The sequence below is a fragment of the Streptomyces luteolifulvus genome (genome assembly GCF_008806595.1).
GTDB classification, from domain to species: domain Bacteria; phylum Actinomycetota; class Actinomycetes; order Streptomycetales; family Streptomycetaceae; genus Streptomyces; species Streptomyces luteolifulvus.
Window position 1 is genome coordinate 501,181 of the sequence record NZ_VZRB01000001.1, and the last position, 20,712, is coordinate 521,892.

Annotated in this window: 15 protein-coding genes; 7 read left to right on the forward strand and 8 right to left on the reverse strand. The window is 70.3% G+C overall.

Annotation, left to right across the window (positions count from 1 at the left end; all coding sequences use genetic code 11):
* Position 1: 1 nt before the first annotated feature.
* From F7R91_RS02350 to F7R91_RS02360, 3 genes are read left to right on the forward strand one after another with little or no spacing between them, the layout of a single operon-like run.
* Complete coding sequence (locus F7R91_RS02350; protein ID WP_150943864.1) at positions 2-397, forward strand: DUF742 domain-containing protein; 396 nt, start codon at positions 2-4, stop codon at positions 395-397.
* A 24-nt stretch (positions 398-421) separates the two neighbouring features.
* Positions 422-4,072, forward strand: a complete 3,651-nt coding sequence (locus F7R91_RS02355) for a hydantoinase B/oxoprolinase family protein (RefSeq protein WP_150943866.1) — start codon at positions 422-424, stop codon at positions 4,070-4,072.
* Positions 4,053-4,658 (forward strand): GTP-binding protein, encoded by a 606-nt coding sequence (locus F7R91_RS02360; RefSeq protein WP_150943868.1) that lies wholly within the window; start codon positions 4,053-4,055, stop codon positions 4,656-4,658. The genes F7R91_RS02355 and F7R91_RS02360 overlap by 20 nt, the downstream gene beginning before the upstream one ends.
* A gap of 74 nt (positions 4,659-4,732) precedes the next feature.
* On the opposite strand, the gene glpK is transcribed toward F7R91_RS02360, so the two are convergent.
* The 5 genes from glpK to F7R91_RS02385 form a co-directional block, all read right to left on the reverse strand.
* The gene (gene glpK, locus F7R91_RS02365) at positions 4,733-6,241 is read right to left on the reverse strand and encodes a glycerol kinase GlpK (RefSeq protein ID WP_150943870.1); all 1,509 of its coding nucleotides are present in this window, start codon (positions 6,239-6,241) and stop codon (positions 4,733-4,735) included.
* Positions 6,242-6,263: 22 nt separating this feature from the next.
* Complete coding sequence (locus F7R91_RS02370; RefSeq protein WP_150943872.1) at positions 6,264-7,004, reverse strand: MIP/aquaporin family protein; 741 nt, start codon at positions 7,002-7,004, stop codon at positions 6,264-6,266.
* A gap of 321 nt (positions 7,005-7,325) precedes the next feature.
* The gene (locus F7R91_RS02375; protein ID WP_150943874.1) at positions 7,326-8,972 is read right to left on the reverse strand and encodes a GGDEF domain-containing protein; all 1,647 of its coding nucleotides are present in this window, start codon (positions 8,970-8,972) and stop codon (positions 7,326-7,328) included.
* A gap of 157 nt (positions 8,973-9,129) precedes the next feature.
* Positions 9,130-10,320, reverse strand: a complete 1,191-nt coding sequence (locus F7R91_RS02380; RefSeq protein ID WP_150943876.1) for a lipid-transfer protein — start codon at positions 10,318-10,320, stop codon at positions 9,130-9,132.
* Positions 10,317-10,742, reverse strand: coding sequence for a Zn-ribbon domain-containing OB-fold protein (locus F7R91_RS02385; RefSeq protein WP_150943966.1), 426 nt, complete (start codon positions 10,740-10,742; stop codon positions 10,317-10,319). Before F7R91_RS02385 ends, F7R91_RS02380 begins: the two co-directional genes overlap by 4 nt.
* Before the next feature lie 141 nt (positions 10,743-10,883).
* Here F7R91_RS02385 and F7R91_RS02390 point away from each other — a divergent pair, with 141 nt between their 5' ends.
* Positions 10,884-11,693 (forward strand): M15 family metallopeptidase, encoded by an 810-nt coding sequence (locus F7R91_RS02390; protein ID WP_150943878.1) that lies wholly within the window; start codon positions 10,884-10,886, stop codon positions 11,691-11,693.
* 47 nt (positions 11,694-11,740) lie between these two features.
* Positions 11,741-12,283 carry an NUDIX domain-containing protein gene (locus F7R91_RS02395; RefSeq protein WP_150943880.1) on the forward strand — a complete coding sequence of 181 codons (543 nt, stop codon included), beginning with the start codon at positions 11,741-11,743 and terminating at the stop codon, positions 12,281-12,283.
* A 2-nt stretch (positions 12,284-12,285) separates the two neighbouring features.
* Here the strand turns inward: F7R91_RS02395 and F7R91_RS02400 are convergent, their stop codons facing one another.
* Complete coding sequence (locus tag F7R91_RS02400) at positions 12,286-14,652, reverse strand: glycoside hydrolase family 31 protein (protein WP_150943882.1); 2,367 nt, start codon at positions 14,650-14,652, stop codon at positions 12,286-12,288.
* Between the two features lie 212 nt (positions 14,653-14,864).
* Between F7R91_RS02400 and F7R91_RS02405 the strand changes: the two genes are divergently transcribed.
* Both F7R91_RS02405 and F7R91_RS02410 read left to right on the forward strand, forming a co-directional pair.
* Positions 14,865-16,832, forward strand: coding sequence for an acetoacetate--CoA ligase (locus tag F7R91_RS02405; RefSeq protein ID WP_150943884.1), 1,968 nt, complete (start codon positions 14,865-14,867; stop codon positions 16,830-16,832).
* A gap of 113 nt (positions 16,833-16,945) precedes the next feature.
* Positions 16,946-17,836, forward strand: coding sequence for a hypothetical protein (locus F7R91_RS02410; protein ID WP_150943886.1), 891 nt, complete (start codon positions 16,946-16,948; stop codon positions 17,834-17,836).
* A gap of 74 nt (positions 17,837-17,910) precedes the next feature.
* On the opposite strand, the gene ptsP is transcribed toward F7R91_RS02410, so the two are convergent.
* Positions 17,911-19,581 (reverse strand): phosphoenolpyruvate--protein phosphotransferase, encoded by a 1,671-nt coding sequence (gene ptsP / locus F7R91_RS02415; RefSeq protein ID WP_150943889.1) that lies wholly within the window; start codon positions 19,579-19,581, stop codon positions 17,911-17,913.
* Between the two features lie 79 nt (positions 19,582-19,660).
* The gene (locus F7R91_RS02420) at positions 19,661-20,110 is read right to left on the reverse strand and encodes a PTS sugar transporter subunit IIA (protein ID WP_150943891.1); all 450 of its coding nucleotides are present in this window, start codon (positions 20,108-20,110) and stop codon (positions 19,661-19,663) included.
* Positions 20,111-20,712 lie beyond the last annotated feature (602 nt).

The window sequence follows — 20,712 nt, forward strand, 5'->3', positions numbered from 1 at the left end:
CATGAGCGCAGACGGTCAGGGAAGAAGCCACTGGTTCGACGACGAAGCCGGACCGGTCGTCCGTCCGTACGCCATGACGCGCGGCCGCACGACCAGTGCGGCCCAGCACCGCCTCGACCTGATCGCGGTCGTCGTCACGGAGCCCCACGCGGACGATCCGGAGGCGGACCACTCGCTGGCACCGGAGCACGTGGACATCGTCGAGCTGTGCCGTGACAGCCCGCAGTCGGTCGCCGAGCTCGCCGCCGGGCTCGATCTGCCCGTCGGCGTGGTCCGGGTCCTCGTCGGCGACCTGGTGCACGGGGAATTCGTCCATGTGAACCGGCCCGTACCCCCGGCCGAACTGCCGGACGAGAGTATTCTGCGCGACGTGATCAACGGCCTCCGGGCGCTGTGAGCGGCGCGGAAGCGGGGTACTGACGTGACAGGCTGGCAGTTCTGGGTCGACCGGGGCGGCACGTTCACGGACATCGTCGCGCGGCACCCGGACGGCCGGCTGCTGACGCGCAAGCTGCTCTCGGACAACCCCGCGCGCTACTCCGACGCGGCGGTCGAGGGCGTACGCCGGCTGCTGGACGGCTCCCAGCAGTCGGTGGAAGCCGTCCGCATGGGAACGACGGTCGCCACCAACGCCCTCCTGGAACGCAAGGGCGAGCGCACCCTGCTGATCGTCACCCGCGGCTTCAGCGACGCCCTGCGCATCGCCTACCAGAACCGCCCCCGCATCTTCGCCCGCCGCATCGAACTCCCCGAGCTGCTGTACGAGCGGGTCCTGGAGGTCGACGAGCGCATCGCCGCCGACGGCACAGTCCTGCGCGCCCCCGACTTGAAGGCCCTTTCCGGTCCCCTCCGGGAGGCGTACGACGACGGCATCCGGGCCGTCGCCGTGGTCTGCATGCACAGCCACCTCCACCCCGCCCACGAACGGGCCGTCGGGGAACTCGCCGCCCGCACGGGCTTTCCGCAGATCTCGCTGTCCAGCGAGGTCAGCCCGCTGATGAAGCTCGTCCCACGCGGGGACACCGCCGTCGTCGACGCCTACCTCTCGCCCGTACTGCGCCGCTACGTCCAGCACGTCGCCGATGAACTCGCGGGCGTACGGCTGATGTTCATGCAGTCCAACGGGGGCCTTGCCGAAGCCGGGCAGTTCCGCGGCAAGGACGCCATTCTGTCCGGCCCCGCGGGCGGCATCGTCGGCATGGCCCGGATGTCGCAGCTGGCCGGCTTCGACCGCGTGATCGGCTTCGACATGGGCGGCACCTCCACCGACGTCTCGCACTTCGCGGGGGAGTACGAGCGGGTCTTCACCACGCAGATCGCGGGCGTCCGGCTGCGCGCGCCGATGCTGGACATCCACACCGTCGCCGCCGGCGGCGGCTCGGTGCTGCACTTCGACGGCACCCGCTACCGCGTCGGACCGGACTCGGCGGGCGCCGAGCCCGGACCCGCCTGCTACCGGGGCGGCGGGCCGCTCGCCGTCACCGACGCCAACGTCATGCTCGGCCGCATCCAACCCGCCCACTTCCCCACGGTGTTCGGACCCGACGGCGACCAACCCCTCGACGACACGCTCGTCCGCGACCGCTTCACCGCCCTCGCGCGCGAGATCCACGAGAAGACCGGCGACGACCGCACCCCGGAGCAGGTCGCCGAGGGCTACCTGCAGATCGCCGTCGCCAACATCGCCAACGCCGTGAAGCGGATCTCGGTGCAGAAGGGTCATGACGTCACCCGCTACGCCCTCACCACCTTCGGTGGCGCGGGCGGGCAGCACGCCTGCATGGTCGCCGACTCGCTCGGCATCCGTACCGTCCTCGTGCCCCCCATGGCCGGTGTCCTGTCCGCACTCGGCATCGGTCTCGCGGACACCACCGCCATGCGCGAGCAGTCCGTGGAGGCGCCCCTGGGGCTCGCCTCCCTGCCCGGAGTCCTCAAGACGGCCGACGACCTGGAGGCAGCGGCCCGCGCCGAACTCCTCGCCGAGGACGTCCTCGAGGACCACATCCGGGTCACCCGGCGCGCCCAGCTCCGTTACGACGGCACCGACACCACCCTCACCGTCGAACTGGCCGAGCCCGGCGCGATGAGGCACGCCTTCGAAGAACGTCATCGCGCCACGTACTCCTTCGTCCTCGACCGTCCGATCGTCGTCGAAGCCCTCTCCGTGGAAGCCACCGGCATCACCGAACCCCCCGATCTCTCCGCTCTCGCCCCTTACGAACCCACCTGCCGAAACGGCGCTGCCGCGCCGGAGACCGTCCGGCTCCACACGGGCGGCACCTGGCGTGACGTCCCCCTCCATCGCCGCGAGGACCTTCCTCCCGGCGAGACCGTGACCGGCCCCGCGATCATCACCGAGCCCAGCGCCACGACCGTCGTCGACGACGGCTGGCTGGCCGCGACGACCGACGGCGGGCATCTGGTCATGGAACGCGCAGCGATTACGGAGAGTTCCGGCCTGGACACGAAAGCTGATCCGGTTCTCCTCGAGGTCTTCAACAACCTGTTCATGTCGATCGCCGAACAGATGGGCGCCCGACTGGAGTCGACGGCCCAGTCCGTCAACATCAAGGAGCGCCTCGACTTCTCCTGCGCCCTGTTCGACCCGGACGGAAACCTGGTGGCGAACGCCCCGCACATCCCCGTCCACCTGGGCTCGATGGGCACGAGCGTCAAAGAGGTGATCCGGCGTCGCGGGTCCGGGATGCGGCCCGGGGACACCTACGCCGTCAACGATCCGTACCACGGCGGCACGCATCTCCCCGACGTCACCGTGATCACCCCGGTCTTCGGAACGAGGACCGCACCAAGCACGGACGGTGACGACGAGATCCTCTTCTACGTCGCCTCCCGGGGCCATCACGCCGAGATCGGCGGGATCGCCCCCGGATCCATGCCCGCCTCAAGCCGCACGATCGAGGAGGAGGGCGTCCTCTTCGACAACTGGCTGCTCGCCGAGAAGGGCCGCTTCCGCGAGGAGGAGACTCTCCGCCTGCTCACCGAGGCGCCCCACCCCTCCCGCAACCCCAGGACCAACCTGGCCGATCTGCGCGCCCAGATCGCGGCCAACCAGAAGGGCGTCGACGAAGTCGCCCGCATGATCCAGAACTTCGGCCGGGATGTGGTCCAGGCGTACATGAAGCACGTCCAGGACAACGCCGAGGAGGCGGTCCGCCGGGTCATCGACGCCCTGGACGACGGCGCGTACGCCTATGAGACCGACTCGGGCGCCGTCATCCGGGTACGCGTGCGCGTGGACCGCGACAACCGCTCCGCGACCGTCGACTTCACGGGCACATCACCCCAGCTGACCACCAACTTCAACGCGCCCTTCGCGGTCGTCAACGCGGCCGTCCTGTACGTCTTCCGCACCCTGGTCGCCGACGACATCCCGCTCAACGACGGCTGTCTGCGCCCGCTCGACATCATCGTTCCGCCCGGCTCGATGCTCGCGCCCGAGCCCCCGGCGGCTGTCGTCGCGGGCAACGTCGAGACCTCGCAGGCCATCACCGGAGCCCTCTACGCGGCGCTGGGCGTCCAGGCCGAGGGCTCCGGCACCATGAACAACGTCACCTTCGGCAACGACCGCCATCAGTACTACGAGACCGTCGCCTCCGGATCCGGCGCGGGCGACGGCTTCCCCGGCGCGTCCGTCGTACAGACCCACATGACCAACTCGCGGCTCACCGACCCCGAGGTCCTGGAGTGGCGGCTGCCCGTGCAGCTCGACGAGTTCGCGGTCCGGCGGGGCAGCGGCGGGGCCGGACAGTGGCGCGGCGGGGACGGAGCCGTGCGCCGGATCCGGTTCCACGAACCCATGACCGTCTCCACGCTGTCCCAGCACCGCAGGGTCCCGCCGTACGGCATGGCCGGCGGCGACTGCGGCGCACTGGGCGCCAACCGTGTGGAGCACGCCGACGGGACGGTCACCCGACTCGGCGGAAGCGACTCCGCGGACGTCGGCCCCGGCGACGTACTCGTCATCGAAACCCCCGGCGGCGGAGGCTACGGCCCGCCGTCGCCCGACCCCCATCGAGCAGGAGAAGAGATCGATGATCTTCGGGCGTTCTGAGCGCGGCAAGCCCCCGGTCGAGCCCGTCACGCTCAAGATCCTGGTGGCCGGCGGCTTCGGCGTGGGCAAGACCACGCTGGTCGGCGCGGTCAGCGAGATCAGGCCGCTGCGCACCGAGGAGTTCCTCACCGAGGCCGGACGCCCGGTCGACGACACGAGCGGGGTGGAGGCCAAGCACACGACCACCGTGGCGATGGACTTCGGCCGTATCACGCTCCGCGAGGACCTGGTGCTGTACCTCTTCGGCACGCCCGGGCAGGAGCGGTTCTGGTTCATGTGGGACGAACTCTCCGAGGGCGCGCTCGGCGCCGTCGTGCTCGCCGACACCCGGCGCCTGGAGGACTGCTTCGCCGCCGTGGACTACTTCGAGCGGCGCTCCATACCCTTCCTGGTCGGCGTCAACTGCTTCGAGGGAGCCGACCACTACCCGGCCCAGGACGTCCGCCAGGCCCTCGACCTCGACCAGGACGTACCGCTCGTTCTGTGCGACGCCCGCGACCGGGAGTCCGTCAAGGAAGTCCTCGTGGGTGTCGTCCAGCACGCGATGGCGTACGCGGCGAACCGCCGTCAGGCCGTCACCACCTGACGCGCGCACGGCCCGTACCCCCGCCGACCGGGGCACGGGCCGTGGCCCGGGGCACTACGCGCGCGTGCGGCGGTCTAGTGCTCGTCCTCCAGCCAGCCGAACGTCCGCTCCACGGCCTTGCGCCAGTTGTGGTACTCGCGGTCGCGCACCGCGGAGTCCATGGCGGGCGTCCACTCGACGTCCTTCTGCCAGTGCGCCTTCAGCTCGTCGAGGTCGTTCCACACGCCAGTGGCGAGCCCCGCCGCGTAGGCGGCGCCGAGGCAGGTCGTCTCGGAGACCTTCGGCCGGACCACCGGGACGTCGAGCACGTCGGCCTGGTGCTGCATGAGCAGGTTGTTCTTGGTCATGCCGCCGTCCACCTTCAGGGTGGTGATGTGCACCCCGGAGTCCTGGTACATGGCGTCCACGACCTCGCGCGTCTGCCAGCTGGTCGCTTCGAGCACGGCACGCGCGAGGTGGGCCTTCGTGACGTACCGGGTGAGTCCGGTGACCACGCCGCGGGCGTCGGAGCGCCAGTACGGTGCGAACAGACCCGAGAAGGCGGGCACGATGTACGCGCCGCCGTTGTCCTCCACACTCGCCGCCAGGGGCTCGATCTCGTCGGCGGTACCGATGATGCCGAGCTGGTCGCGGAACCACTGCACCAGCGCGCCCGTGATGGCGATCGCACCCTCCAGGCAGTAGACCGGCGCCTCACTGCCGATCTTGTAGCCCATCGTCGTCAGCAGCCCGCTCTTCGACGGCACCGGCCGGTTGCCCGTGTTGAGCAGCAGGAAGCTGCCCGTGCCGTAGGTGTTCTTCGCCGTGCCCACGTCGTAGCAGGCCTGTCCGAACACGGCCGCCTGCTGGTCGCCCAGCGCGGAGGCCACGGGCACGCCGGCGAGCTGCCCGACCGCGGTGCCGTAGACCTCGGCGGACGACTTGATCTCGGGCAGGAGCGACTCGGGGATGTTCATCGCGGAAAGGATGGACGGGTCCCACTGCAGGGTCTCCAGGTTCATCAGCATGGTGCGCCCGGCGTTGGTCACGTCGGTGACGTGATGCCCGCCGTCGGTGCCCCCGGTGAGGTTCCAGATGAGCCAGGAGTCGATGGTGCCGAAGGCGAGCTCGCCGTTCTCGGCACGGGCCCTGAGACCGGGCACGTTGTCGAGCAGCCAGGCCGCCTTCGGGCCGGAGAAGTAGGTGGCCAGCGGCAGCCCGGTCTGATCGCGGAAACGGTCCTGCCCGTCCGAGCCGCCCAGTTGGTTGACCAGGCCGGCCGTGCGGGTGTCCTGCCACACGATGGCGTTGTGCACGGGCTTGCCCGTGGCGCGGTCCCACAGAACGGTGGTCTCGCGCTGGTTGGTGATGCCGAGCGCGCTGAGCTGGTCGGCGCGCAGTCCGGCCTTGGCGATCGCCCCGGCGACCACCGCCTGCACCTTGGACATGATCTCGGTGGCATCGTGCTCCACCCAGCCGGGCTTGGGGAAGATCTGCCGGTGCTCACGCTGGTCGACGGCGACGATCGCGCCGTCCTGGTTGAAGATGATGCAGCGGCTGGAGGTCGTGCCCTGATCTATGGCCGCGACGAACTTGTCCGTCATGACGTCCCCTTCGTGGGTTCCTTCAGAATGCTGCGTTGTAGATCACGGCTCCGATGGCGGCGCCTGCGAGCGGGCCGATCACGGGGATCCAGGAGTAGCTCCACTCCGAGGTGCCCTTGTTGGGAATCGGCAGCAGCGCGTGGATGATGCGAGGCCCGAGGTCACGGGCCGGGTTGATGGCGTACCCGGTGGGGCCGCCGAGTGAGAGACCGATACCGACGACGAGGAGGGAGATGAGCAGGGCCGGCAGGCCCGCGTCCCCGATGCCGTCCACGTGTCTGTCCCCGCCGACCATCGCGAGGATGGGCACCATCAGGGCGACGGTGGCAAGGAACTCTGTGATCAGGTTCTGGCCGGTGTGGTAGATCGCCGGGCGGGTCGAGAAGATCCCCAGCGTCTCGATGGCGTTGTCCCTGTCTGCGTTGAGGTTGAAGTGCCCGAGATAGGCCAGCCAGCAGAGCACGGCCCCGACCATGGCACCGGCGAATTGCCCGAGCAGGTAGTAGGGCACGTCCTCCCATTTCGTCGTGCCCTCGATCGCGAAGCCGAGCGTCACCGCCGGGTTGATCTGCCCACCGGACAGCGGTGCCGCGGTGTACGCCCCGGCGAGGACGCCGAAGCCCCATCCGAAGGTGATGACGATCCAGCCGGAGTTCTGAGCCTTTGACTTGTTGAGGATCACTCCGGCCACCACGCCCGCGCCGAACAGAATCAGAGTGGCGGTGCCGATCAACTCGCCTAGAAATATGTCTCCGTTGCTCATGGCGACTCCTAGGCCCTGGCCCGGGGACGATCGCCCCGGAGCCTCCGTGCGGGGTGCGGTTCCCTTGGCGAACAGCCGAAGCAGGGAGACCCGCGCCCAGCCCGGCGTCCGTGACGAGCGTGCCGTAGCAGCCGAATCGCCCGTGGGGAATGGCCCGTGACTCAGGCGGGGCCCGCGCGGCGTGGTGCCTGGATACTCCGAGAATGTGCGGCGATGTCGGCCGACACCGGAAGTGTTCACCGGTGCCCAAAGAGCGTCAAGGTCGTCGACGACAACGGTTGGGGCAGCGAGGCCGAGCCCCCGGCCGACGTGAAGAGGTGCTCAGCCCGGTTCCATCACAGCGTACCCCGCCTGCGCGATCGTCGCCGCCGGGCCGCGACGGACCTCGAAGCCGGGCTGCCCGGCGTGGCCCAGCACCCAACTTGCCCCGGTCAGCGATTTCGCGGCCTTCTTCAGCGGTGCCAGACAGGCAGCCGCTTCCCGGTGGTGGGTCACGCTGCCCGGCCCGCACAGCACCGTCGCCAGCGACAGCGTCACGGGACGCCCGCCCGCGGACCAGGGCGCGTCCAGCACCGAGACAGCCAGCGGATCCAGGCCCTCCGGATCGGTGAGCACAAGGAAGTCGTCCCCGCCGATGTGGCCCACCCGAGTGCCGCCGGCCGCGGCGTGCTGCAGTGCCCGCCCCACGGACCGGATCAGCTCGTCGCCCGCCGCGAACCCGGCCCCGTCGTTGACCTGCTTGAAGTGGTCGACGTCCAGCCAGCTCAGCGCGAATACCCGCCCGTCGGCGATCCGCCGGTCCACCTCACGGGTGATCGCGTCCGAGCCGGGCAGCCGGGTCAGCGGATTGAGCCCGGCCGCCTCCTCGACGCGTGATTCGGCCAGCGCCCGCAGCAGGTCCGCGAGCCGTACGACGCCCACGCACCGCCCGTACCGGTCGACGACGGCCACGTCGTCCGAGGTGCGGCCCCCGCCGCCGACCGCCACCACGTCCAGGACCTCCCACGCGGTGGCGTCGACGCCCACCGTCCGTGGCGGGTCCCCCAGCTTGACGGCGGGCCGGTCGGCGTACAGAGCGTGCCCGTAGCGTGCCGACATCGACAGCAGGAAGCGGGACCGGTGCACGGACCGGACCGGTACGCCGTCCCGGTCCACGAGCAGCACCCCGGACACCTCGGGCGACCCGGTCAGCAGCGCCCGCACCTGCCCTGCCGACACGGTGACGGGCAACAGCGCGGCCGGCCGCACGAACTCCCGTATCGACGGCCCCGGCGTCGGCATCACGGCGGCGCCGGGGGAGCGGGGCGGAACATACACGTCCGCGGCCGGAATCCTGGCCGGGGGCGCGAACAGCACGCCCTGCGCGAGGTGCGCGCCGGCCGACCGTACCTCCGCACACTGCAGCTCGGTCTGCACGCCCTCGACACAGAGCAGGGCCCCCAGTTCATCGCACAGCGTCCGCATCGCCCGTACCGCCGCCGGCCGGGGCAGCAGCGCCGCATCGAGTTTGACCAGGTCGGGCGCCAGATCGGTGAGCAGTCGCAGAGGAACGTCCCCGTCGCCCACGCCGTCCGCGCTGACCCGGAAGCCCTGCCCGCGCAGCCCTTCCACCGCCTCCAGCAGCGCCTGCTGCGGCACATGGGTGTACGGCGGGCCGATGTCGATCGTCACTTCCCAGGGCATCCGCCCCGCCTCGCGCACCGCGTCGTGCAGGGGGGTCAGTCCGCCGAGATCGGCGAGGGTGCCGGCGAACACGTTGACGTGCAGTGGCAGCAGAGTCTCCTTGCGAGCCGCCGCACGGGCCGCCAGGACCGCGAGCCGGCCGTCGAGCTCGGGGTCCCGGCGTGCTTCGGCCAGGATGTCGCCGGTCTCCGGCCGGGCGAGTATCTCCAGCCCCGCGATCCCTCCGGTCGTCAGATTGACCACCGGCTGGAAGGCAAAGCGGAGAGTATCCGTCCAGGAGTGCACGTGGAGCATGATGGCGCTGCCGGAGCACGCCCAAGCCCAGTTCATGAGACGTTCACACAGCATTTCGGGTCGATCACACAGCGTAGGAGAAAGGGCTTACGCCCGAGCCGCCGTCCCCCATGCCGATTCCGGTTCCGGTCGCCGGTGGCCCGCAGCCTCAGCGCATCACGATCACCGCCGATCCGTGCCCGAACAGCCCTTGGTTCGCCGTGATCCCCACGCGTGCTCCGGCGACCTGCCGCGCGCCCGCGTCCCCCCTCAACTGCCATGTCAGCTCACAGACCTGGGCGATCGCCTGGGCCGGGACGGCCTCACCGAACGACGCGAGCCCACCGCTGACGTTGACGGGTATGCGCCCGCCCGGGGCCGTCGCCCCTTCCCGCAGCAGCTTCGCCGCCTCGCCCTCTGCGCACAGCCCCAGTTCCTCGTACCACTGCAGCTCCAGGGCGGTGGACAGGTCGTAGACCTCGGCGAGGGAGAGGTCCTCGGGCCCGATGCCCGCCTCCTCGTAGGCCGCCCGCGGGATCGACGACCGGAAGGTCTGGACGGCGGGCTCCGCGGCCACGGCGGAGTCCGTCGCGATGTCCGGCAGGTCCAGCACGGTGCTGGGGTAGCGGGGCGTCACGGTGGAGACCGCTCGGATCCGCACCGGCTCGGACACCCCGTGCCGGCGCGCGAACTCCATGCTGGACAGCACCAGCGCCGCCCCGCCGTCCGAGGTCGCACAGATGTCGAGCAGCCGCAGCGGGTCGGCGACCACGGCCGAGGCGGCGACCTCCTCCGGGGTGACCCGCCTGCGGTAGCGAGCGTTCGGATTCAGCGCCCCCATGGCGGCGTTCTTCACCTTGACCTGTGCGAAGTCCTCCGGTGTGTCCCCGTGCACCGCCATCCGCCGACGCGCGTACAGCCCGAAGTACGTCGGATTGGTGGCCCCGAGGACCCGGAACCGCTGCCAGTCCGGATCATCGGGCCGGTCCCCGCCCGCGGGCCGGAAGAACCCTTTGGGCGCCGCGTCGGCACCCACCACGAGCACCACGTCCGCGAGGCCCGAAAGGATCTGTGCCCGCGCGACGCCGACGGCCTGCGCCCCCGACGCGCACGCCGCGTACACGCTCGTGACACTGGCTCCCTGCCAGCCGAGCGCCTTCGCGAAGGTCGCGCCCGCCACATACCCCGGGTAGCCGCCGCGCACGGTGTCCGCCCCGACGAGCGAGCCGACGTCCCGCCAGTCCAGCCCGGCGTCGGTGAGCGCCGTACGGGCCGCCGCCGCTCCGTACTCCACGAAGCTGCGCCCCCACTTGCCCCAGGGGTGCATGCCCGCGCCCAGCACCGCCACGTCGTCCGTCATGTCCGCACCCCCGTCGGCCGCCAGTTCCAGGTCGTCCAGGTCGTCTCCTCGTCCTCATGGAGCACACCGGGGACGACCTCCACCTCCATGCCCACCGCCAGATCGGCGACGGTGAGCCCGGGTGCCGCCTGCCCCAGGACCACCATCCGCTCCGGCTCCAGTTCCACAGCGATCAACGCGTACGGCTCCCACGGAAGTTCCGGATTCGTCACATAGGGTGACGGCGGGCGATACCGGCTGTCCGTGTACGACCACACCCGCCCGCGACGGGAGAGGGGGACCTCCACCAGATGACCGCCGGAGCATCCGGGATTGCGGCAGCGGGCGTCCTCTCGCGGGAAGAAGACCGAGGCGCAGGCGGAACAGCTCGTACCGAGGAGCCTGAAGTCGTCCTCGTCGCCGGCGAACCACCCGGCGACCACAGGTGTGCGTGTACGTGACAAAGCCCCTCCCCGGCCATCAATCTGACGGAACGTCAGAAGTGTGCCACGGGGCACCGGAAAGAGGCAGGGCGCGCGCGTTCGCTTCCCTGGAGAAGCGTGCACCTGATAGACGCTGGAGACATGACGCGACTCTCCCGGGCACTCCGCGGACTGGTCACCGCACTCGCCACCGTGCTGGCCGTGACCGGTGCCTCCGTGACGGCCGAGGCGACGACCCGGCCCAAGGCGCCCGGGGACTTCGTGGCGCTGAGAACCGTGGACCCCACGATCATCCAGGAGATGCGCTACTTCACCCGGCACAACTTCGTCGGCGAGCGCATCGACGGCTATCGGCAACCCCTGTGCATCCTCACGCGTCCCGCCGCCGAAGCGCTCCACAGGGCCCAGACGAAACTGCTGCGTGCGGGCTACACCCTCAAGGTGTACGACTGCTACCGGCCACAGCGCGCCGTGAACCACTTCGTCCGCTGGGCCAAGGATCTCGACGACCAGGCCATGAAGGGCGAGTTCTACCCGAACGTCGACAAGAGCCGGCTGTTCGACGACGGCTACATTGCGGCGAAATCCGGCCACAGTCGTGGCTCCACCCTGGACCTCACCGTCGTGAAGCTGCCGACGAGGCCCACCAGGCCGTACCACCCCGGAGAGCCCCTCGTTCCCTGCTACGCGCCCAAGGACCGGCGCTTCCCCGACAACTCCGTCGACATGGGCACCGGATTCGACTGCTTCGACACCCTCGCGCACACCCTGGACCCGCGCATCCAGGGCGAACAGCGGGCCAACCGGCTGCTGCTCAAGAACACCCTGGAGGGCCTCGGCTTCGTGAACCTTGCCGAGGAGTGGTGGCACTACACCTTCAAACCCGAGCCGTACCCGGACACCTACTTCGACTTCCCCGTGTCCTCGACATCGCTCACCAACAGCAAGTGAGGCTCCTCCGGAAGACGGCATACCGGCGATCGGATACAGTCCGCCGCGTGTCCGAAACTCATCAGTCCACCCCCCCGTCCAACTCCGCGCCCGACTCCCACTGTTCGAGCTGCGGAGCCTCCTACGGAGAGGGCACCACCGGCTGGCCCCGCACCTGTCCCGCCTGCCACACCGTGGCCTACCGCAATCCGCTGCCGGTCGCCGTGGCCCTCCAGCCCGTGTACGACACCAAGGGCACCGCCCTGGTCGTCATCACCCGGACCATCGCCCCCGCGCGCGGGGGCACCGCCCTGCCCGGCGGCTACATCGACGACCGCGAGGACTGGCGGCACGCCGTCGTCCGCGAGCTCAAGGAGGAGACGGGCATCGACGCGGCGAGCCGCGACGTACGGCTCGTCGACGCGATGAGCTCGCCCGACGGGCATCTGCTGCTGTTCGGGCTCCTGCCGGAGCGCCCGGCCGAGGGGCTGCCGCGGTCCGCCGCCACGGACGAGACCGAGGGCTGGCACCTCCTGCGCCGGCCCGAAGAGCTCGCCTTCCCCCTGCACACACTGGCCGTGCGCGCCTGGTTCGAGGGCCGGTACCTCTGAGGTCAGGCCCCCTCCAGCCCGCGGACCCGCACCGGGTGCAGGGGCTTGCTCGCACCGTCCTCGCCCTCCCGCTCGACGACCACCCGCCGGCCCTGCCAGCGGGCGACACAGCGCTCGATCTCCGGCTCCTCCCACCCGTCGCCCGCATCCGGCACCACCAGCCCGCCACCGGTACGGCCCCGGGCGGGCGCCCACACCTCCAGCTGAAGACCACCGTCGTCCCCGCGTACGGGGATGACGGCGCCCGCGCGCGCGAGCACCGGAATCCGCGACAGGGGAGCATCGACGAGAACCTGTGCCGGCCCTTCGTACACCTGACCCGTCGCCGTGTCGTACCACTGGCCGCGCGGCAACTGCACCGCACGGCGGCGCGCACCCGGGTCGAGCACCGGCGCCACCAGCAGGCCCTCGCCCAGCAGGAAGGCGTCCTCGCAGTCCCGCAGCGCCCGGTCCTCGGGCGCCGACCACCACAACGGGCGTACATAGGGAGCGCCGGTGCGCCGGGCCACATGCGCCAGCGTCATGAAGTAGGGAAGCAGCCGCCGGCGTTCGGCGAGCGCCATGCGCGCGTGCTCCAGCACATCGGCACCGAACTCCCACGGCTCCCGGCGGCCCGCCCGCAGGCTGGAGTGCGTGCGGAACAGCGGCAGATACGAGGCCAGCTGGAACCAGCGCAGGTACAGCTCGGGCGACGGACTGCCGTCGAAGCCGCCCACGTCCGGCCCCGAGTACGGCACCCCGCACAGCCCGAGCCCCATGACCAGGGACAGTGAGGCCCGCAGGCCGGGCCACCCCGTGGTCACGTCGCCGGACCAGGTTCCCCCGTAGCGCTGCATACCGGCCCACCCGGAGCGTGAGAAGACGAAAGGCCGCTTCTCGGGCTCCAGTTCGCGGACTCCCTCGTAACCGGCGCGGGCCATGCACAGCGCGTAGACGTTGTGCGCCTCGCGGTGGTCCCCGGCGCGCCCGTCCAGGAAGTGCCGGGCCGACCGCGGCAGCGTCGTCTCCCCGAAGGCGTTGAACGACGTGGGCTCGTTCATGTCGTGCCAGAAGCCCGAGAACCCCTGTGAGAGCCGCTCCGCATAGAGGCTGCCCCACCACCGCCGCACGCGCGGGTGCGTGAAGTCAGGGAAGACCGCCTCCCCGGGCCATACGACGCCCTGCACGACCCGCCCCGACGCGTCCCGCACGAACGCGTCCTCGTCGGCCCCGCTGGCGTACACGGCGTTGCCCGGCGCCGCCTTGACCGCCGGGTCGACGATCGACACCAGGCGGATCCCGTCCCGCCGCAGATCCTCGGCAAGCTGCGGCAGCTTGGGAAAACGCTCGTGGTCCACGGTGAACACCTGGTGGGCGTCGTAGTGGTCGATGTCCAGATGGACGGCGTCGAGCGGCAGCCCGCGCTCCTGGTACCCCGAAACGATCCGCCGCACCTCCTGCTCGGTGTCGAAGCCCCACTTCGCGTGATGGTGGCCGAGCGCCCAGGCGGGCGGCAGCGCGGGAGCGCCGGTGAGCGAGGTCCAGGCGTGCAGCACGCGCGCGGGGGTGCCGACCATCACCCAGCACCGCAGCGGACCGCCGTCCATCCGCAGCTCGGACGTTCCCGCCCGGTCGTGCCCGGAACCGGCGCCCTCCTCGCCCTCCCGCAGTGTCACGCTGCCGTCCCACGAGGTGTCGTGGAACACCAGATGCGCGGCCGCGTCGGCCACCACCAGCTGCACCGGCATCGTGATGTACAGCGGATCGTCGCCGGGGCCGAAAGCGCCACCGGGGTCGGTGTTCCACAGCCGGTACGTTCCGTCCCGCAGCCGCGGGCCCGCGGCCCGCCCTCCCAGCCCGAAGAACCGGGCGTCCGCGGCCACCTCCGACCGCTGCATCCAGCGCGCCTCACCGCCACCGACGGGCTCCCACCACCGGGGAGGCAGATCGCGTCGCAGCGTCACGCCTCCCGGCGTGCGCACCTCTACGGCGCCGTGCCGCGACACGACGACCGTCGCCCGCTCCGCCACGACCCGCCAGCCACCGTCCTTGTCCGGCTCCAGCACCGCGCGGGGATCCGCCTCCGGGCAACGGCCCCCGAGCGCGTACGACGGCTCGGGACCTGCCCCGTCCCAGCCCCAGAAGACGGCGCCGTTCACCGCGACAACGATCCGCAGCTCGGAGCGCCCGAAGCGGACGATGCCCCCACCCAGCCGGGGCTCGACCTCCTGCACCTGCCCGGGCACCCGAGCACGCTCGGCACCCCGCGACGGCAGCCCGGCGGCGTCGGCACGCCTCCTGCGCCACGCGGCCCGTACGGTACGCAACCTCTGACTCACCCCCGCGGAACCGACCGCCTTCACCGAACGCACCAGGTCACGACCGTCCATGCTGCTCACCCTGCCACTGACCGCCCCACGCGCGCGTGCCGTTCAACTGCCGTTCACCCATGCCAGGACCACATCTTCACGACACGGACCATGTGTGGTTCGCCCTGGTGCAGAAGTCGATCACATGGCATCGTCCGTGTCATCGCGTCACGCGCACACCCCAGCCCGTGCGCGACCGACGCACACCACGCGCACAGTCCGGGAGCCGCCCCATGTCGACCGTGAACACCCAGCCGCTCTGGCAGCCAGATCCGGAACGCATCGCGCAGGCACAGGTCACCAGATTCCAGACCTGGGCCGCCGAGCATCACGGTGCGCCTTCCGAGGGCGGGTATCCAGCCCTGCACCGTTGGTCCGTCGACCACCTGGACATGTTCTGGAAGGCCGTCGTCGAGTGGTTCGACGTACGGTTCTCGACCCCCTACGCGCGCGTACTGGGCGATCGCTCGATGCCCGGCGCCCAGTGGTTTCCCGGGGCGACCCTCAACTACGCCGAGCACGCGCTGCGCGCCGCCGAGACCCGCGGGGACGAACCCGCCCTCCTCCACGTCGACGAGACCCATGAGCCCCGCCCGGTGACGTGGGCGGAGCTGCGCCGCCAGGTCGGCTCCCTGGCCGCCGAACTGCGTGCGCTCGGCGTACGCCCCGGGGACCGCGTCAGCGGCTATCTCCCGAACATCCCCCAGGCCGTCGTCGCCCTCCTCGCCACGGCAGCCGTGGGCGGCGTCTGGACCTCCTGCGCCCCCGACTTCGGCGCCCGCAGCGTCCTCGACCGCTTCCAGCAGGTCGAACCGGTCGTCCTGTTCACCGTCGACGGCTACCGCTACGGCGGCAAGGAGCACGACCGCCGCGAGATCGTCGCCGAACTGCGCCGCGAACTGCCCACCCTGCGCGCCGTCGTCCACATCCCCCTCCTGGGCACCGAGGCTCCCGAAGGAGCCGTCGAGTGGGCGGACCTCACGAGCGCGGACGCGACGCCCGTCTTCGAGCAGGTGCCCTTCGACCACCCCCTGTGGGTGCTCTACTCCTCGGGCACCACCGGCCTCCCCAAGGCCATCGTCCAGTCCCAGGGCGGCATCCTGATCGAGCACCTCAAGCAGCTCGGCCTGCACTGCGACCTCGGCCCCGAGGACCGGTTCTTCTGGTACACCTCTACCGGCTGGATGATGTGGAACTTCCTCGTCTCCGGCCTCCTCACCGGCACGACGATCGTCCTGTACGACGGCAGCCCGGGGTACCCGGACACCGGCGCCCAGTGGCGGATCGCCGAACGCACGGAAGCCACCCTCTACGGCACCTCCGCCGCATACGTCATGGCCTGCCGCAAGGCGGGTGTGCACCCGGCGCGCGACTTCGACCTCTCCACGGTGCAGTGCGTCGCGACGACCGGATCACCACTTCCGCCCGACGGATTCCGCTGGCTCCACGATGAGGTCCGCGACGATCTGTGGATCGCCTCCGTCAGCGGCGGCACGGACGTGTGCTCCTGCTTTGCAGGAGCCGTACCCACCCTGCCTGTCCACATCGGCGAACTCCAGGCGCCCGGGCTCGGCACCGACCTGCAGTCCTGGGACCCCAGCGGGAAGCCCCTGATCGACGAAGTGGGCGAACTCGTGGTCACCAACCCCATGCCGTCGATGCCGATCTACTTCTGGAACGACCCCGACGGAAGCCGCTACCACGACAGCTACTTCGACACCTACCCCGGCGTCTGGCGTCACGGCGACTGGATCACCCTCACCTCCCGCGGCTCCGTCGTCATCCACGGCCGCTCCGACTCGACGCTCAACCGCCAGGGCGTCCGCATGGGCTCGGCCGACATCTACGAAGCCGTGGAACGCCTCCCCGAGATCAGGGAATCCCTCGTCGTCGGCGTCGAACAGCCCGACGGCGGCTACTGGATGCCCCTCTTCGTGCACCTGGTTCCCGGTGCCGTCCTCGACGAAGCCCTCCTCGACAAGGTCAAGCACACCATCCGCGAGCAACTCTCACCGCGCCACGTCCCCGACGAGATCATCGAGGTACCCGGCATCCCGCACACCCTCACGGGCAAACGCATCGAGGTTCCGGTAAAGCGTCTTCTGCAGGGCACCCCCATGGAGAAAGCGGTCAACCCGGGCTCCATCGACAACCTCGACCTGCTCCCCTTCTACGAGGACCTGGCCCGCAAACGGGCCTGAGCGCCCCCACGGAACAGCCGGCCGGCCCCGTCGGCCGACGGGCGCCCGCCCGCCGTTGTCAGTGCCGCCGGTTACTGTGAGTGAGCATTGATCGACTGCGTACAGGGGGAAACATGGCGCACACCGACCACCAGACCATGCGACGCGTCCTGCGCCGCGAAATCGCCGGCACCATCGGCCTGCTGACCGATGAGCACGACTTCCGCGCCATGCAGCGCTACGGCAGCTTCTCCTTCAACGACCACACCACCTATCTGCAACAGGTCGAATCCCTCCTCCGAACACGGGCCGCCCAGGGCACCCACACCACGGTGGCCCTCTTCGACCCGCAGGAATCCGCCGAGTTCTGCACGACCAAGGGCATCGACCCCGACATCCCGTCCAGCCGTACCCGCTTCACGGCCGAACTCGCGACCACCGGACCCACCATCGCCTACGAGGGTCAGCCGCTCGCCGACCTCGTTCCGGCCCTGGTCGACGAGGGAATCCGCCAGGCCACCTGGGAGTACGCGGCCACACTCCTGACCCGGCTCGGTACCTGCGCCTCCTGCGGCGAGGACCTCGGCCGCGCCGCCTTCGCCTGGGCCTCGGACCTCGTCGTCCGCATCCTCGAGACGGCTCCGCCCGGCGACCGACACCTCGTCTGCAGCGTCACGGGCACCCCCGAAACACTCCTGTCCGTCCTCCACGCCGACGACAACCCCGACGGGGTCACACAACTCGACGAAGCCGAAGCCCTGGAATTCACCACCGTCCTGGCGCTCGGCCTGGGCACCCACAGCCCCGGAGGACTCGTGATGCGAACCAGCGCGCCGGGCACCACCGACCGGATCTACGGCTGGCGCCTGCGCGGAGACAGCCTCGAACCCCTCACCGCCGGAGAGGTCTTCGACGCCTACTGCACCGACATGGACACCGGAGACCTCATCTCCCCGGAATCGGACGTCGACTACTGCGTGCCGCCCGACCTCGGAGAAGCGGGACCGACGTCGCACCACCACTGAACCGAACCCGAAAGGGGCGCCCCACACATGTGGAGCGCCCCTCGACACCGGCCGCGCCGTGCGGCCCTGTCCCGCTACTCGCCGGACAGCACCGCCTGAGCCGCGTTGCGCGCCTCCTCGGCGCTGTCGACCGCCCGCGCGGCAGCCGCCGCCCGCTCGCACTGCGCCAGCGTGTACTTCGCCAGCATCGCCCGGACATAAGGAAGGGAGGCCGCACCCATCGAAAGGGAGGTGACACCAAGACCGGTCAGCACACACGCCAGCAGCGGGTCGGACGCGGCCTCACCGCAGACCCCACAGCTCTTGCCCTCGGCCCTCGCCGCCTCGGCGGAAAGCGCGACCAGGTCGAGCAGCGCGGGCTGCCACGGATCCTGCAGCCGGGACACCGCACCCACCTGACGGTCGGCGGCGAACGTGTACTGCGCGAGGTCATTGGTCCCCAGGGACAGGAACTCGACCTCCTGCAGAATCGAGCGCGCCCGCAGCGCGGCCGACGGAATCTCGACCATCGCACCGAACTTCGCATGCAGCCCGGCCTCACGGCATGCGTTGGCGAACGCCTTGGCATCGGCCCGGTCCGCCACCATCGGGGCCATGACCTCGAGGTGGACCGGCAGCCCCTCCGACGCCTTGGCGAGCGCCGTCAGCTGGGTGCGCAGCACCTCCGGGTGGTCGAGCAGCGTCCGCAGACCGCGCACGCCCAGCGCCGGGTTCGGCTCGTCGGCCGGCGTCAGGAAGTCCAGCGGTTTGTCCGCACCCGCGTCCAGCACGCGGACGACGACACGGCCCTCCGGGAACGCCTGGAGAACCTGCCGGTAGGCCTCGACCTGCGTCTCCTCCGACGGCGCGTTCTTGCTGTCGTCGAGGAAGAGGAACTCGGTGCGGAAGAGACCGACACCCTCGGCGCCGGCCTCCACGGCGGCCGGTACGTCCGCCGGACCGCCGACGTTGGCCAGCAGCGGCACCTTGTGACCGTCCGAGGTGGCACCCGGCCCGGTCGACGCGGCCAGCGCGGCCTTGCGCTCGGCCGCCGCGGACTCCAGCTGCGCCTTCTTCTCCTCGCTGGGGTTCACAAAGATCTCGCCGCTGCTCCCGTCCACGGCGATCACCGTGCCCTCGGCGAGCTCACCGGCTCCCGGCAGCGCCACCACGGCGGGAACGCCGAGCGCCCGCGCCAGAATCGCGCTGTGGCTGGTCGGACCGCCCTCCTCGGTCACGAAACCGAGGACCAGAGCCGGGTCCAGCAGCGCGGTGTCCGCCGGCGCAAGGTCACGCGCGATCAGGACGTACGGTTCGTCGCTGTCCGGAACACCCGGCATCGGCACCCCGAGCAACCGCGCGACGATACGGTTCCGCACGTCGTCGAGGTCGGCCACCCGGCCGGCGAGGTACTCACCCGCACCGGCCAGCAGGGCGCGGTAGGCGGCGAAGGCGTCGTAGACCGCCCGCTCCGCGGTGCTGCCGACCGCGATCCGCCGTTCCACGTCCGCCATCAGCTCGGGGTCCTGGGCCATCATGGCCTGCGCCTCGAGCACCGCCTGGGCTTCGCCCCCCGCCAGATTGCCGCGCGCAATCAGGTCGGCCGCCACAGCCTCCACGGCCTTGCGAGCGCGCCCCTGTTCACGCTCCGCCTCCTCGGCCGGAATCTGCTTGGCAGGCGGTTCGAGGACCGCCGTTCCCATGTGCCGAACCTCGCCGATGGCCACACCATGGCTCACGCCGACGCCTCGCAGCGTTGTCTCCATCTCACCCGTCTCCGATAGTGCGGCGGGTCCCGCCGCCGCGGTGGTTGTGCCTACGTGCCGTCATGCGACGGTGCTGACGTCACTTCCAGAGGAAGAGACTGTCGCCGGCTTTCACATCGCCGTCTTCGCGGAGGTCGGAGAGAGCCTCGGCCGTGGCCTCGAGCGCCACGACCGGGCACACCGCAGACTTGCCCGCGGCTTCGACGGCGGCCGGGTTCCAGCGCACGACACCCTGACCGCGCGTGACGGTGTCGCCCTTGTTCACCAGCAGCTCGAAACCCTCGCCATTGAGCTGCACGGTGTCGATGCCGAGGTGGGTGAGCACCCCGTGGCCCTTCTCGTCGACGACGACAAAGGCATGCGGGTGGAGGGAGACGATCACACCGTCCACGGGCGCGACGGCGTCGGAAGGCTCACGCACGGGGTCGATGGCCGTACCCGGGCCGACCATGGCTCCGGAGAAGACCGGATCCGGCACGGCGGCCAGTCCGATGGCGCGTCCGACAAGCGGGGACGTCACGGTGGTCATGGGAAGCCTCCCAGGGGTGGAGATTCATATGGGCCGTCAGTGCTGTCCCGACGGCGCACTGTGCAGCAGCGTATGTCAGCTGCCGTGTCGGTTCCGTCAGGAAGATCCACATAGTGGTCTAGACCACCACTGTAATGGATTTGCGCGCGCTTCGCTGCCCCGTGTACAGTCGTACTCCTGCTTGAGGCCGAGCGACGTGACGAGCGTCCTTACTCAGCAGCACCCAACTTGTCAGATCCTGTCTCGGGGACACCTTCTGCATGCCTGTAGAACGGTGGTCAGAGAGCCGGAAAAACACTGATAGAGTTTGGAACACCGAAGGGAAGCGCCCGGAGGAAAACCCGAGAGATGGTCTCGGGTGAGTACGAAGAAAGCGTCCGTTCCTTGAGAACTCAACAGCGTGCCAAAAATCAACGCCAGATATGTTGATACCCCGTCTCCGGCCGTCACGGCCGGGGCGAGGTTCCTTTGAAACAAAACACAGCGAGGACGCTGTGAACGGCCGGGCTTATTCCGCCTGGCTGTTCCGCTCTCGTGGTGTCGTCCCGATTACGGGAAAACATTCACGGAGAGTTTGATCCTGGCTCAGGACGAACGCTGGC

Coding starts and splice junctions, on each gene's coding strand:
- F7R91_RS02350 (WP_150943864.1), top strand. CDS start 2: ATGAGCGCAGACGGTCAGGGAAGAAGCCACTGGTTCGACGACGAAGCC.
- F7R91_RS02360 (WP_150943868.1), top strand. CDS start 4,053: ATGATCTTCGGGCGTTCTGAGCGCGGCAAGCCCCCGGTCGAGCCCGTC.
- glpK (WP_150943870.1), bottom strand. CDS start 6,241: ATGACGGACAAGTTCGTCGCGGCCATAGATCAGGGCACGACCTCCAGC.
- F7R91_RS02370 (WP_150943872.1), bottom strand. CDS start 7,004: ATGAGCAACGGAGACATATTTCTAGGCGAGTTGATCGGCACCGCCACT.
- F7R91_RS02380 (WP_150943876.1), bottom strand. CDS start 10,320: ATGACGGACGACGTGGCGGTGCTGGGCGCGGGCATGCACCCCTGGGGC.
- F7R91_RS02390 (WP_150943878.1), top strand. CDS start 10,884: ATGACGCGACTCTCCCGGGCACTCCGCGGACTGGTCACCGCACTCGCC.
- F7R91_RS02400 (WP_150943882.1), bottom strand. CDS start 14,652: ATGGACGGTCGTGACCTGGTGCGTTCGGTGAAGGCGGTCGGTTCCGCG.
- F7R91_RS02405 (WP_150943884.1), top strand. CDS start 14,865: ATGTCGACCGTGAACACCCAGCCGCTCTGGCAGCCAGATCCGGAACGC.
- F7R91_RS02410 (WP_150943886.1), top strand. CDS start 16,946: ATGGCGCACACCGACCACCAGACCATGCGACGCGTCCTGCGCCGCGAA.
- ptsP (WP_150943889.1), bottom strand. CDS start 19,581: ATGGAGACAACGCTGCGAGGCGTCGGCGTGAGCCATGGTGTGGCCATC.
- F7R91_RS02420 (WP_150943891.1), bottom strand. CDS start 20,110: ATGACCACCGTGACGTCCCCGCTTGTCGGACGCGCCATCGGACTGGCC.